The 13,109-nt window shown below is 72.9% G+C and carries 13 protein-coding genes and 1 other RNA gene; 5 read left to right on the forward strand and 9 right to left on the reverse strand.

The genetic code is table 11. From position 1 onward, the window contains the following. Nucleotides 1–19 precede the first annotated feature (19 nt). Together C0216_RS26820 and C0216_RS26825 are read right to left on the reverse strand one after the other, a co-directional pair. On the reverse strand, nt 20–1,390 hold the full coding sequence (locus C0216_RS26820) for a nitrate/nitrite transporter (protein WP_114057738.1): 1,371 nt from the start codon (nt 1,388–1,390) through the stop codon (nt 20–22). A 97-nt stretch (nt 1,391–1,487) separates the two neighbouring features. Beyond that, complete coding sequence (locus C0216_RS26825) at nt 1,488–2,462, reverse strand: LysR family transcriptional regulator (RefSeq protein WP_114057739.1); 975 nt, start codon at nt 2,460–2,462, stop codon at nt 1,488–1,490. 84 nt (nt 2,463–2,546) lie between these two features. On the opposite strand from C0216_RS26825, the gene C0216_RS26830 reads away from it, so the two are divergent. Genes C0216_RS26830 through C0216_RS26840 form a run of 3 tightly spaced genes read left to right on the forward strand, consistent with a single transcriptional unit; the run spans nt 2,547 to nt 4,504 of the window. Continuing rightward, nucleotides 2,547–3,917 (forward strand): MFS transporter, encoded by a 1,371-nt coding sequence (locus C0216_RS26830; protein ID WP_114057740.1) that lies wholly within the window; start codon nt 2,547–2,549, stop codon nt 3,915–3,917. Between the two features lie 54 nt (nt 3,918–3,971). Then, complete coding sequence (locus tag C0216_RS26835; RefSeq protein ID WP_114057741.1) at nt 3,972–4,244, forward strand: type II toxin-antitoxin system Phd/YefM family antitoxin; 273 nt, start codon at nt 3,972–3,974, stop codon at nt 4,242–4,244. Beyond that, the gene (locus C0216_RS26840) at nt 4,241–4,504 is read left to right on the forward strand and encodes a Txe/YoeB family addiction module toxin (protein WP_114057742.1); all 264 of its coding nucleotides are present in this window, start codon (nt 4,241–4,243) and stop codon (nt 4,502–4,504) included. Before C0216_RS26835 ends, C0216_RS26840 begins: the two co-directional genes overlap by 4 nt. A 176-nt stretch (nt 4,505–4,680) precedes the next feature. Here C0216_RS26840 and ssrA read toward each other — a convergent pair. The 5 genes from ssrA to ftsE form a co-directional block, all read right to left on the reverse strand. After that, nucleotides 4,681–5,070: a transfer-messenger RNA gene (ssrA, locus tag C0216_RS26845) on the reverse strand. 84 nt (nt 5,071–5,154) lie between these two features. Beyond that, complete coding sequence (smpB, locus tag C0216_RS26850) at nt 5,155–5,640, reverse strand: SsrA-binding protein SmpB (RefSeq protein ID WP_114057743.1); 486 nt, start codon at nt 5,638–5,640, stop codon at nt 5,155–5,157. A gap of 19 nt (nt 5,641–5,659) precedes the next feature. Then, nucleotides 5,660–6,868 (reverse strand): S41 family peptidase, encoded by a 1,209-nt coding sequence (locus C0216_RS26855; RefSeq protein WP_114057744.1) that lies wholly within the window; start codon nt 6,866–6,868, stop codon nt 5,660–5,662. A gap of 67 nt (nt 6,869–6,935) precedes the next feature. Then, a complete protein-coding gene (ftsX, locus tag C0216_RS26860) occupies nt 6,936–7,868 on the reverse strand; it encodes a permease-like cell division protein FtsX (RefSeq protein WP_114057745.1) in 933 nt (310 codons plus the stop codon). 19 nt (nt 7,869–7,887) lie between these two features. Further along, a complete protein-coding gene (gene ftsE, locus C0216_RS26865; RefSeq protein WP_114057746.1) occupies nt 7,888–8,577 on the reverse strand; it encodes a cell division ATP-binding protein FtsE in 690 nt (229 codons plus the stop codon). A gap of 224 nt (nt 8,578–8,801) precedes the next feature. Between ftsE and C0216_RS26870 the strand changes: the two genes are divergently transcribed. After that, a complete protein-coding gene (locus C0216_RS26870; protein WP_114057747.1) occupies nt 8,802–8,993 on the forward strand; it encodes a hypothetical protein in 192 nt (63 codons plus the stop codon). A gap of 175 nt (nt 8,994–9,168) precedes the next feature. On the opposite strand, the gene prfB is transcribed toward C0216_RS26870, so the two are convergent. Next, nucleotides 9,169–10,284 carry a peptide chain release factor 2 gene (gene prfB, locus C0216_RS26875; RefSeq protein ID WP_114057748.1) on the reverse strand — a complete coding sequence of 372 codons (1,116 nt, stop codon included), beginning with the start codon at nt 10,282–10,284 and terminating at the stop codon, nt 9,169–9,171. A gap of 314 nt (nt 10,285–10,598) precedes the next feature. On the opposite strand from prfB, the gene C0216_RS26880 reads away from it, so the two are divergent. Continuing rightward, the gene (locus C0216_RS26880; RefSeq protein ID WP_114057749.1) at nt 10,599–11,600 is read left to right on the forward strand and encodes an isopenicillin N synthase family dioxygenase; all 1,002 of its coding nucleotides are present in this window, start codon (nt 10,599–10,601) and stop codon (nt 11,598–11,600) included. 112 nt (nt 11,601–11,712) lie between these two features. Here C0216_RS26880 and C0216_RS26885 read toward each other — a convergent pair whose 3' ends face one another. Then, the gene (locus C0216_RS26885) at nt 11,713–12,978 is read right to left on the reverse strand and encodes a serine/threonine-protein kinase (RefSeq protein WP_114057750.1); all 1,266 of its coding nucleotides are present in this window, start codon (nt 12,976–12,978) and stop codon (nt 11,713–11,715) included. Between the last annotated feature and the right edge of the window lie 131 nt (nt 12,979–13,109).

Below are 13,109 nucleotides of genomic sequence, written 5' to 3' on the forward strand. Positions count from 1 at the left end.
TCCGGGCCGTTAACCGCCGTTACACGGAGGTGAGCTGCGGCTTCGCCTCGACCTCGGGCTCCGGGCCGGCCGGTCCCGCGGGCCGGCGAAGGTATACCGCCCAGGTGACGGCGCAGCACACCGCGTAGCAGGCGAGGAAGGCGGCGAAGGCCCCGGTTCCGGACCCGGTGGTGCGGAACGCCTCGCGGAAGGCGAGGTTGATGCCCAGTCCGCCGAGCCCGCCCACCGCACCGATCAGGCCCATGGCGGCGCCGGAGAGCCTGCGCCCGTACGCGGCGGCGGCCTCGCCGGACATGCCGCGGGCCAGGGCCTGTGCCTGGAAGATCCCCGGGATCATCTTGTAGGTGGAGCCGTTGCCGATGCCGCTGAGGGCGAACAGCGCGGTGAACCCGACGAGGAAGAGCGGCAGCGACTCCTGCAGCGAGGCGTGGATGACCACGCCGGTCGCGGCGGCCATCGCGACGAAGCTGCCGAGCGTGATGCGGGCCCCGCCGAACCGGTCGGCGAGCGCCCCGCCGACGGGCCTGACCAGCGAGCCGAGGAGCGGCCCGATGAAGGTGATCGAGGCGGCCTGGAGCGGGGTCCGGCCGAACTGCGTCTGCAGCACCAGCCCGAAGGCGAAGCTGTAGCCGATGAAGGAGCCGAAGCTGCCGACGTACAGGAACGCCACCAGCCAGGTGTGCCGCTCGCGCGCGGCCTCGCGCAGCGCGCCGCCGTCGTTGCGGAGCGGTGCGAGGTTGTCCATCCGCAGCAGGGCGAGGACGGCCGCGAGGACGATCAGCGGCAGGTAGCAGGCGAGGAGCACCCGCGGGTGGCCGGCGCCTGCCGTCCCGATGACGAGGAGCGCGGCGAGCTGCACGACGGGCACGCCGATGTTGCCGCCGCCGGCGTTCAGGCCGAGCGCCCAGCCCTTCTTCCGCAGCGGGAAGAAGGCGTTGATGTTCGTCATGGAGGAGGCGAAGTTGCCGCCGCCGATGCCGGTCAGGGCGGCCACGGCGAGGAACACGCCGTACGGGGTCCCGGGCTCCATGACGACCAGCGCGGCCGTGGTCGGCACGAGGAGCAGCAGGGCGCTGACGACGGTCCAGTTCCGGCCGCCGAACCGGCCGACGGCGAAGGTGTAGGGGATGCGGACGAGGGCGCCGACGCAGGTGGCGGTGGCGATCAGGAAGAACTTGCCGGCGGGGTCGATCCCGTATTCGGGCCCCATGAACAGCACCATCACCGACCACAGCGACCAGATGGAGAAGCCGATGTGCTCGCTGACCACCGACCACAGCAGGTTGCGTCGGGCGATCCGCTCGCCGGTCTCCTTCCAGAACGCCTCGTCCTCCGGGTCCCACCGCTCGATCCAGCGGCCCCCCTTGCGCGGTGCGGTCGTACGGGTCATCACAGGCCTCCACTTGCCGTCGGTCCGTGCGGACGACGTTAGGAACGGCGCGTTTCGGCCCCGGTCCCCGCCGGATGACCGGCGGGAAACCTTGCACTCACCCGCTGCCGGGCGCCCCTGTGAGCGCTGCGGCGGGCAGCCAGCTGCCGGGGGGCACCTCCAGCCAGCCGCGTTCGGCGGCGAGGCCGCGGGCGGCGCGGCGCAGCGCGTCGAGGCCCGGGTGGGCGAAGCCCTTGCGCCACACCATCGACAGGGGGGACAGGGGCAGCGGTTCGGCCAGCGGGCGCTTGGTGCAGGCGGGCAGGTCGGTGAAGTCGACGGTGACGAGGACCGGGGTGCGGGTCTTGGCCATCACCCGGCGGAACTCCTCCTTGCCGATGGCGACCGGGGCGGGCGGGGCGAGGGCGATGCCGCGGCCGGCGAAGAGCTCGCGGGCCAGCCGGGTCCACTCCAGGGTGCGCGGGTTGCCGGCGCCCGCGTACACGTGCTCCCCGGCGAGCGCGCCGACCGGCAGGGGGGCGCCGGGCCGGCCGGCCAGCGGGTGCCCGTCGGGCAGGAGCGCGGCGAGCGGCTCGTAGCGTACGGGCATGTGGTCGAGGCGGCTGCGCAGTGCGGGCTCCAGGCCGTGGACGTAGCCGAACGCCACGTCCAGCCGGCCTGCGGCGACCTCGGCGGCCGCGTGCGTGAGGCCGCTCTCGAAGCGGGCCATCAGCTCGCAGTCCGGGGCGAGTTCGCGGGCCCGGTCCAGCACGGTGCGGGCGCTGCTGGGGCCGTCGGTGTTGACGTCGACGAGGAGCGGGCGGGGGCCGGTGAACGCGGCGGCGAGCTCCTCGTGGGCGGCGAGCACCCGCCGGGCCAGCGGAAGCAGCCGCTCGCCGTCGGCGGTCAGCTCCACGGCGCGGGTGGTGCGGGTGAACAGGGCGGTGCCGAGGCCCTGTTCGAGGCGGCGCACGTCGCGGCTGAGGGCCTGCTGGGCGGTGTAGAGGCGGGCGGCGGCGCGCGTGAAGTGCAGCTCCTCGGCGACCGCGAGGAAGCCGCGCAGCAGCCGGGGGTCGACGTCACGGGGATTCACGCGCCGAGACTAACAACAGGAAGCGGTGAGTGGGCGGGGAAGAGGTGTTGGACCGGACGGCCCGCCGCCGCGGAACCTGGGTGCATGCCGCACACGACCACCGCCCCCGACCGCGCCCTGCCCCCTTCCCCCCGCCTGCCCTCCCCCGGGCGGACGCCCTCCCCCGCGCCCTTCCGCCCGGCCCGCGCCCACGGCCCCGCCGCGGCGGACGCCCCGCGCCTCGCCGTCACCGGCTCGACACTGGTCATCGCCCGCGCCCCGGGCCCCGCCCGGCGCCGCAAGGCCCCCGGCCCGTACGGGCGGCTGTTCGCCCTCCCCGGCACCCGCGCCTTCACGGCCGGGAACCTGCTGGCCAGGCTGCCGATGGGGATGTTCGCGGTGAGCGCGATCATGATGATCGCCGGGCAGCGCGGCTCGTACGCCCTGGCCGGCGCGGTCACCGCGACGGGCCTCGGGGCGACGGCCCTGGTGGCGCCGTGGACCGCGCGCCTCGTCGACCGGTACGGGCAGGCCCGGATCGCCGTCCCGGCGACGCTGGTCGCGGTGGCCGGCTCCCTCGCGCTCGTCGCGTGCGTCCGCACCGGGGCCCCGGCGTGGACGCTGTTCGCGAGCTACGCGGCCACCGCGACGACCCCGAACATCGGCGGCATGTCGCGGGCCCGCTGGACCCACCTGCTGAAGGACTCCCCGGCCGCGCACCACACCGCGATGTCCTTCGAGCAGGCCGCCGACGAACTGTGCTTCATGCTGGGCCCGGTCGTGGCGGCGCTCCTGTGCTCGGCGGTCTTCCCCGAGGCGGGCACCCTGGCCGGCGCCGTACTCCTCCTCGCCGGGATGCTGCTGTTCACCGCGCAGCGCTCGACCGAACCGCCCGCCTCGCCCGCCCTCCGCGCGCCCGTCCCGCTCCGCGCGCTCCGCCCCCTGCTGCTGCTGTTCCTCCCGCTGGGCGCGGTGTTCGGTGCGATGGAGGTGGCCTCCCTCGCCTACCTCGACGGGCACGGCCTGGGCGCGGCCGCCGGCCCGGTCCTGGCCCTGCAGGCGGCCGGCTCCTGCGCGGCGGGCCTGCTGTACGGCACGCGCAGGCCGCTGGACCTGCGGCTGTGCCTGGCGGCGACGGCCGCGGCGATGGCCCTGCCCTGGGCGGCCGCCGCCGCGGACTCGGTGGCCCTGACCGGCTGCGCCCTGCTCCTGGCGGGCATGTCCACGGCCCCGACGATGGTCACGGCGATGTCCCGCGTCCACGCGTCCGTCCCGCCGGAGCGCCTGAACGAGGGCATGACCCTCGCGGTCACGGCCACCCTGGCGGGCATCGCAGCGGGCTCCGCGACGGCGGGCGCCCTGGTCGACCGCTTCGGCACGACCCTCCCCTACGCCCTCCCGGCAGCCGCCGCCACCACGGCCCTCCTCCTGTCCGCCACGGCCCTCCGCCACCGAGCGGCTTTGCCGGTACCGTAAGCGGGTACCAGACTGGTACCTCTTTGTCGTACCAGTCCACAGGAGGTGCGCCCCGTGCCTATCAGTGCGAGCGAAGCCCGCAAGACCCTGTTCCCCCTCATCGAGCGCGTCAACAACGACCACACGCCCGTCCGGATCAGCTCCAAGAGCGGGGACGCGGTCCTGATGTCCGCGGACGACTACGACGCCTGGCAGGAAACGGTGTACCTCCTGCGCTCGCCGGCGAATGCCCGGCGACTCATGGAGGCCGTGGAACGGGACCGGGCCGGTACGGCCACCGTCGCCAAGAGCATGGAAGAGCTTCAGGCGCTGGCCGGTGAGGAGTGAGGAGTATCCACTTCGACCCGGCAGCCTGGGAGGACTTCCTCTTCTGGCTGGGGGCGGACCGGAAGATGGCGAAGCGCATCACCCGCCTGATCGGCGAAATCCAGCGGTCTCCCTTCACGGGGATCGGGAAGCCCGAACCGCTCAAGGGCGACCTGACCGGCTATTGGTCCCGCAGGATCGACGACGAGCACCGCCTCGCCTACCGGGCCGACGACAAGGAAGTGAAGATCCTCAAGGCCCGGTACCGCTACTCCGACTGACCCTGGTCCGACAGAACGCGGGACAGCACACCGAACGCCGCACCCGCGCACCTGACGCGCCACCGCGCCCCTCGCACTCCCCGAAGGCTGGTGCTCCCGTCGTGCTCCCACATGACGAAGACCCCTCGACCTCGCGAAAGTTTTCGCAGGTCAAGGGGCCTTCGCCCACATGGGATGAGTGGAGATGGCGGGAATCGAACCCGCGTCCAACGGTGCAGAAGGAGGGCTTCTCCGAGCGCAGTCCGCTGCGCTTTTCTCGGCCCCGGAGATCACGCGGACAAGTCTCCGACGGGCTCAGTCACTGTTTGATTTCCCTCCAACCCCCGTGACCGGGGCTAGAGGTTTAGATCCCTAGTCGACGCCAGGATCCGGACCGGGACCACTTCCGGGCTGACGCTCCTCACAGAGGCTTCAGCTCACTGCTATCAGGCAGCGAGGGCGAAGCGGGAGTTATCGCTCTTGGAGTTGGCGATTATTTTTTTGCGACATGTGGTTAGCGAGATCATTGCCGCTTCCTCGGCTCGCTTCCCCTACATCGACATCCGCTGTCGAAACCGATCATCCCCATGTTGATTTTTCAAGGTGCGCCCTCCCCGCGGGGTGGGTGCGCAGCCCATGGTACGCGAAGCGGGCCGCCGCGTGCCAGGTGATTAACGCTCGCCGCGCTGGCGCCGCCGGGCGGCCGCGATCGCACGGTTCGTCTCCCGCGTGTCCTGCTTCTCGCGCAGCGCCTGCCGCTTGTCGTACTCCTTCTTGCCCTTGGCCAGCGCGATCTCGACCTTGGCCCGGCCGTCCTTGAAGTACAGCGCCAGCGGCACCAGGGTGTGGCCGCTCTCCTGCGCCTTCGACTCCAGCTTGTCGATCTCCTCCCGGTGCAGCAGCAGCTTCCGCTTGCGCCGGGCGCTGTGGTTCGTCCACGTGCCCTGGCTGTACTCGGGCACGTGCACGTTGTACATCCAGGCCTCGCCGCCCTCGACCGACACGAAGCCGTCGACGAGGGAGGCCCGTCCCTGGCGCAGGGACTTCACCTCGGTGCCGGTGAGCACGATCCCGCACTCGTAGGTGTCGAGGATGGCGTAGTCGTGCCGCGCCTTCTTGTTCTGGGCGATCAGCTTGCGCCCTTTTTCCTTAGCCATAGTGCTGGTCATTTTTGCACTACGGGCCCACCCCGAGGCCACCCAATACCGTGCGGGCCCGCTCCTCGGCCCGGTCCCGGGCGGGCAGGTCGGGGGTGACGCCGGTGCCGTCGAGGCTGCGGCCGCCCGGGGTGCGGTACGTGCCCACCGTCAGCTCGGCCACCGAGCCGTCGGGGAGCTGCGTCGGCATCTGCACGGACCCCTTGCCGAAGGTGCGGGTGCCGACGGCGACGGCCCGGCCGCGGTCCTGCAGGGCGCCGGCGACGAGCTCGGCGGCGCTCATGGTCCCGGCGTCGACGAGGGCGACGAGCGGCCGGGCGGTGTCGCCGCCGCGGTCGGCGTAGAGGGCGCGCTCCTCGCCGCGGACGTCGTACGTGGCGACGAGCCCGCCGTCGAGGAAGGCGGAGGCGGCGGCGACGGCCTCGGTGACCAGCCCGCCTGGGTTGCCGCGCAGGTCGAGCATGACACCGCCGCCGGGCGGGGCGGCCCGTACGGCGTCGCGGACGCGGGCGCCGGAGCCGCGGGTGAAGGCGGTGACCTTGATGACGGTGACCCCGCCGGGCAGCGCGCGGACGGTGACGGGCTCGGCCCGCAGCTGCTCGCGGTGCACGGTGCGGGAGGCCTCGGTGCCGTCGCGGGCGGTGCGCAGGGCGACGGGGGTGCCGGCCTCGCCGCGCAGCAGGGCGACGACCTCGGCGGTCTTCAGGCCGGTGACGGGCCGGTCGTCGACGGCGACGAGGCGGTCCCCGGCGGTGATGCCGGCGCGGGCGGCGGGCCCGCCGGGCTGGACGCGGGCGATCCCGATGGCGCCGTCGGCGCCGCGTTCGGGCCAGAGGCCGACGCCGGTCCAGCGGCCGTCGAGGCCGTCGGCGAAGTCCTGGAACTCGCCGCGGTCGTAGACGACGCCCCAGCGGTCGCCGCTGCGGCTGACGACCTCCTGGGCGGCCTTCTTGCCGGACTTGCCCTCGGCGACGGCTTCTGCGGCGGCGCGGGCGACGGCCTCCCGGTCGGCGGTTCCGGGGGCGGGGGCGCCGCCGCCGGGGGCGGGCCCGGCCTCTCCGGGCGGCGCCGCGGCGGCCGTTAAGCCGCTGCCGGGGCCGGCGGCGCCGGCCCCGTCCCAGCAGCCCATGGCGGCTGCGGCGGTGACGACGCCGGCGAAGGCGAACGTGAGGACGGCCCCGCGACGCAGGTCGCGGGGCCGCGGACAGAAGCTGGGCAGACCCTGCATGCGCCCGAGTCTAGGACAAGGCCCCTTCCGCCACGGCGGGTTGGACCCGGCTCACAGGGGGCGCTCGTCACACCCTGAGGTACTTGCGCAGGGCGAGGAACGCCGCAAGTGAGGGCATCAGCACGCCGATTGCCAGCACCAGCGGCAGCTTGGTCAGGACCTCGTCCCAGCCGATGAAGTTGATCAGCTCCATCTTGGTGCGGAGCGAGGCGCCGTGGTCGATGACGAAGTACTGGCCCGCGCCGAGCATTACGCAGGCGAACACGGCGCCGATCAGGCCGGCGAACGCGGCCTCCATGATGAACGGCACCTGGATGTAGAAGCTGGAGGCGCCGACCAGCCGCATGATCCCGGTCTCGCGGCGCCGGCTGAAGGCGGACACCCGCACCGTGTTGACGATCAGCAGCAGCGCCACGACCAGCATGATCAGCATGATGCCGAGGGCGGCCCAGTTGAGGTAGCCGAGCATCTGGAAGAGGTTGTCCAGCTCGGTGTGCTGGTCGGCCACCGACTGGACGCCGTCGCGGCCCGCGAAGGCCGTCGTGATGACCTTGTACTTCTCCGGTTTCGTGAGCTTCACGCGGAAGGAGTCGGGCATCTGGTCGGGCGTGATCACCGAGGCGAGCGCCGTGTGCCCGAAGCGCTCCTTGTAGTGCTTGTAGGCCTCGTCGGAGGACTCGTAGTGGACGGTCTGGACGAGCTCCATCTTCTCCAGGTCGGTCTGGATCTGCTGTTTCTGCTCGGGTGTCGCCGCGCCCTTGGCGCAGGCCCGGCTGCCGAGCTCGCTGCTGTCCTCGGCGTCGCTCTTGTTGCAGAGGTAGATGGAGACGTTGACCTTGTCGTACCAGTAGCCCTTCATCTTGCTCACCTGGTCGCGCATGAGCAGGGAGCCGCCGAACAGGGCGAGGGAGAGGGCCACGGAGATGACGACCGCGAAGGTCATGGTCAGGTTGCGGCGGAGACCGACCCCGATCTCCGACATGACGAACTGGGCGCGCATGACGTCTGGGTGGGCCCTTTCAGTGCTGGTAGCCGTAGACGCCGCGCGACTGGTCGCGGACGAGGCGGCCCTGTTCGAGTTCGATGACGCGCTTGCGCATCTGGTCGACGATCTGCTGGTCGTGCGTGGCCATGATCACGGTGGTGCCGGTGCGGTTGATGCGGTCCAGCAGCTTCATGATGCCGACGGACGTCTGCGGGTCGAGGTTGCCGGTGGGCTCGTCAGCGATGAGCAGGGCGGGGCGGTTGACGAAGGCGCGGGCGATCGCGACGCGCTGCTGCTCGCCGCCGGAGAGCTCGCCCGGCATGCGGTCCTCCTTGCCGCCGAGGCCGACGAGCTCCAGCACCTGCGGGACGGCCTTGCGGATCTCGCCGCGGGGTTTGCCGATGACCTCCTGCGCGAAGGCGACGTTCTGCGCCACCGTCTTGTTGGGCAGGAGCCGGAAGTCCTGGAAGACGGTCCCCAGCTGGCGCCGCATCTGCGGGACCTTCCAGTTGGAGAGCTTGCCGAGGTCCTTGCCGAGGACGTGGACCTGTCCGTGGGTGGCCCGCTCCTCCCGCAGGACGAGGCGCAGGAAGGTGGACTTGCCGGAGCCGGAGGAGCCGACCAGGAAGACGAACTCGCCCTTCGCGATCTCCAGGGAGACATCTCTGAGTGCGGGGCGGTTCTGCTTCGGGTAGGACTTGGAGACGTTGTCGAATCGGATCACGGGTGCACCACGGTCGCCGGGAGTAGGTGTGCGTGACCATACGCGAACGGGCCCCGGGTGGGGACCCGGCGCCCACAGTTGCCCGATATGTCCCGCGGGACGGGGGAGGCGGTGCGCGATTGCCCGGACGGGCCGCGCCGAAAGCCTCCGAAGCTGGCACAGTGGTAGGGGGAACGGACTCGTTCCCGCACGCGTTGTTCAAGGGGACGAGAGGAGGAGAGCGCATGACATATGACCGGCTCGTGTGCGCGAACTGCGCCGCGCCCGTCAGCCAGGGCCGCTGCCCGGTGTGCCGGGCGAACCGGGAGCGCCTCCAGCAGGAGGGCCCCTTCGCAGGCCTGAACCCCATGGCGCTCATCGCGCTCCTGGTGGTCCTCGTGGCGGCTCTGGCCCTCGTGGCGCAGCACACCGCGTAGGGCCGGCGGGCGCCGGCGGCTCCGCCGCACGTCCCGATCATGCGTCGCCCCGCCCCCCGCTGGGAGCGGGCGGGAGGAAACGACGGCGGGGCCCGGACACCCTCGGTGTCCGGGCCCCGCCCTGCGTTCACGTGCCGCGCGCCCCGCCCGGGGCGCGCGGTCCGGCGGCCGGGGCTCAGGCCGTCGTCTGCTCCTGCTGCTTGCGCCAGCGGATGCCGGCCTCCAGGAAGCCGTCGATGTCGCCGTCGAGCACCGACTGCGGGTTGCCGACCTCGAACTCCGTCCGCAGGTCCTTGACCATCTGGTACGGGTGCAGCACGTAGGAGCGCATCTGGTTGCCCCACGAGTTGCCGCCGTCGCCCTTGAGGGCGTCCATCCTGGCCTGCTCCTCCTGGCGGCGCCGCTCCAGCAGCTTGGCCTGGAGGACGTTCATGGCGCTGGCCTTGTTCTGGATCTGGCTGCGCTCGTTCTGGCAGGACACCACGATGCCGGTCGGGATGTGCGTGATGCGCACCGCCGAGTCGGTGGTGTTGACGCCCTGGCCGCCGGGGCCCGAGGCCCGGTAGACGTCGATGCGCAGCTCGGTCTCGTCGATCTCGACGTGGTCGGACTGCTCGACGACCGGGAGCACCTCGACGCCGGCGAAGGACGTCTGGCGGCGGCCCTGGTTGTCGAAGGGGGAGATGCGGACCAGGCGGTGCGTGCCCTGCTCCACCGAGAGGGTGCCGTAGGCGTACGGCGCCTTGACGACGAAGGTCGTCGACTTGATGCCGGCCTCCTCCGCGTACGAGGTCTCGTACACCTCGGTGGAGTAGCCGTGCCGCTCGGCCCAGCGCAGGTACATGCGCTGGAGGCGCTCGGCGAAGTCGGAGGCGTCGACGCCGCCCGCCTCGGCGCGGATGTTGACCAGCGCCTCGCGCTCGTCGTACTCGCCGGACAGGAGGGTGCGGACCTCCATCTCGTCCAGCGCCTTGCGGACCGCGGCGAGCTCCGCCTCGGCCTCGGCGCGGGTGTCCGCGTCGTCCATCTCCTCGGCGAGCTCGAAGAGGACCGCGAGGTCGTCGATGCGGCCGCGCAGCGCCTCGGTCTTGCGGACCTCCGCCTGGAGGTGGGAAAGCCGGCTCGTGATCTTCTGGGCAGCCTCGGGGTCGTCCCACAGGGACGGGGCCGCGGCCTGCTCCTCGAGCACGGCAATGTCTGCCCTCAGCTTGTCGAGGTCCAGGACGGCCTCGATCGACCCCATGGTCGAGGAGAGGGACTTCAGCTCTTCGGAAACATCGACGACTGCCACGGGTCCAGCGTAGCCGGTCCCCGGGCGCCCCCGTCCGGCCAGTCCGGTTCACCCGTTCTGGTGGACGCCGGTACGGGCGTACGCTCACGGTATGACTCTCCTCCTCGTCAAGCGCCGCCATGTGGACCACATGCGTGTCACGACGACGAGCTGTCAGCCGCCGGACCGAACACAAGCCTGATCCACCCGATCCGACTTGGTCCTGTACGCGGCTCATGCGGCTCCGGCGCCACCCCTGCCGGCGAGCCCCTCCCCCTCCGCTGCCCCGCCACCACCGGGGAACAGGACCCCGTGACATCCGAAACGGAGCCGTCATGCCGTCCGCGCACTCCCTCCCCGTCATCGATCTCTCCCAGGCCGACGACCCCGCCCTGCGGCCCGGGTTCCTGAAGGAACTCCACGGCGCCGCCCGGGACACCGGCTTCCTCCACCTCACCGGGCACGGGATCTCCGAGGCGGAGAGCGCCCGCATACTGGACGTGACCAGGGCTTTCTTCGCCCTGCCCGAGGCCGACAGGCTCGCCGTCAGCAATCTGCACTCGCCGCACTTCCGCGGCTACACCCGCATCGGCCACGAGCTGACGGGCGGCGCGTCCGACTGGCGCGACCAGCTCGACGTGGGCGCCGAGCGCCCCGCCCCGCAGCTGGGCCCGGACGACCCGGCCTACCTGTGGCTGGAGGGGCCCAACCAGTGGCCGGCCGCGCTGCCCGAGCTGCGGACCGTCGTCCTGGACTGGCAGAGCCGGCTCGCCGGGGTGGCGCACCGGCTCCTCCAGGAGCTGCTGGCCTCCATCGGCGCCCCGCACGACTTCTTCGACGCCGCCTTCGCGGACCGCCCGCACCTGCACACCAAGCTGATCCGCTACCCCGGGTCCGCCCCGTCGGGCGCCGACCAGGGCGTCGGCGCGCACAAGGACTACGGGTTCCTGACGCTGCTGCTCCAGGACTCGGTCGGCGGGCTGCAGGTCGTCAGGGACGGCGCGTACGTGGACGTGCCGCCGATGCCGGGGGCGTTCGTCGTGAACCTGGGCGAGCTGCTGGAGATCGCGACGGAGGGGTATCTGACGGCGACCGACCACCGGGTGGTGAGCCCGCCCGGCGCGGTGGAGCGGTTCTCCGTGCCGTTCTTCTACAACCCGCGGCTCGACGCGGTCGTGGAGACGGTGCCGGGTGACTACCTGCGGTCCGCGCCGGGCCTCGTGCACGACGCGTCGAACCCGCTGCACGCGGAGTACGGGCGCAACGAGCTGAAGGGATGGGTGCGGGCGCACCGGGAGGTGGCCCGCCGCTGGCACCCGGAGCTCGTCGGCGCCTGACCGGCGGCCCGGCGGCCCGCCGGGCGGGGCGGCCGCCGGGCGGGGCGGCCGCCGGGCGGGGCGGCCGCCGGGCGGGGCGGCCGCCGGGCGGGGCGCCTCAGGGCGGGGCGCCTCAGGGCTTCGGCGGGGCCGAGTTCTTCGACGCCGGCGGCTGGGGGCCGTCGTCGCCGTCCGAGGAGGCCAGCCAGCCGCCGACCCCGACCGCGGCGGCGAGGGCGACCGCCCCGGCCGACAGCACGAGCCGCCTGCGGCGCACGGTGTCGGCCCGGTGCCGCGCCGACCCCGGCCGGTGCCCGCCCGCGGGCCGCGGCACCCGGGCGGTGCCGAGCGCGCCCCCGGCCAGCTCCTCGGGCCCGGGCACGCGCATCGAGGTGTGGGTGTCCCTGTTCGAGTCCGTCGCCGAGCCGGGCACCAGCGGGACGGCCCCGCGCCGCCGGGCGGGCGCCGCGGGCGCCTCGCGGGCCTGCTCCGGCTCGGGCTCGGCGTCGTCGGGCTCGTCCACGTCCAGCGGGGGCATGCCCGCCAGCATCGGCAGCAGGTCCCGCAGGCGGGCGGACAGCTCGGAGGCGCGCAGCCGGGACGCCGGCCCCTTGGCCAGGCACTGGACGATCAGCTGCCACAGCTCCTCGGGAATGCCGGGCAGCGGCACCACGGTCTCGGTCACGTGGCGGCGCAGCACGGCGCCGGGGTGTCCGCCGCCGAACGGCGTGAACCCGGCGAGCAGCTCGTACAGCACGGTCGCGAGGGCGTATATGTCCACGGCCGCGCGCGGCGGCAGCCCCTCGACGATCTCCGGCGCCAGGTAGTCGGGGGTGCCGATGATCCGGGTCGCGGTGGCGGAGGCCCGCCCGCTCGCGCCCGCGGCGGCCCCGATCCGCTTCGGGGTGTCGATCAGCTTGGCGACGCCGAAGTCGGTGAGGAGGGCCGGGTGCGCCCCGCCGGGCCCGAGGGGGCCCTGCATGTCGAGGAGGACGTTCTCGGGCTTCACGTCGCGGTGGACGACCCCGGCGGCGTGTGCTGCGGCGAGCGCGTCGGCGACGTCGGCGGTGATCGCGACGGCCGCCTCGGGGGCGAGGCGGCGCTCCCGGTCGAGCCGGGTGCGCAGGTCCGTGCCGCGTACCAGGTCCATGACCAGGGCGAGGTCGTTGCCGTCGACGACGAGGTCGCGGACCGAGACGATGTGCGGGTGGTCCAGGCCGAGCAGCGCGCTGCGCTCCTGGACGAAGCGCCCGACCAGATCCTGGTCGGACGCGAGGTCCTCGCGCAGCAGCTTGACGGCGACGGGCCCGTCGGGCCCCTCGCCGAGCCACACCGTGCCCGCGCTTCCGCGCCCCAGGATCTGGTGCGCGGTGTACCGGCTGCCGATTTTCCGTGCCACGACTGCTCCCTCAGCGGCTGGCGTACGGCACCAAAGCTATGCGGTCGCGCGGGCGCCCGGCGCCGCGGAACACGGTGACCTTCACTTCTGCGGGCGAAATCACGTCCTGGATGTCGACAAATCCACGAAGT

Source organism: Streptomyces globosus (assembly GCF_003325375.1).
Classification (GTDB): Bacteria; Actinomycetota; Actinomycetes; order Streptomycetales; family Streptomycetaceae; genus Streptomyces; species Streptomyces globosus_A.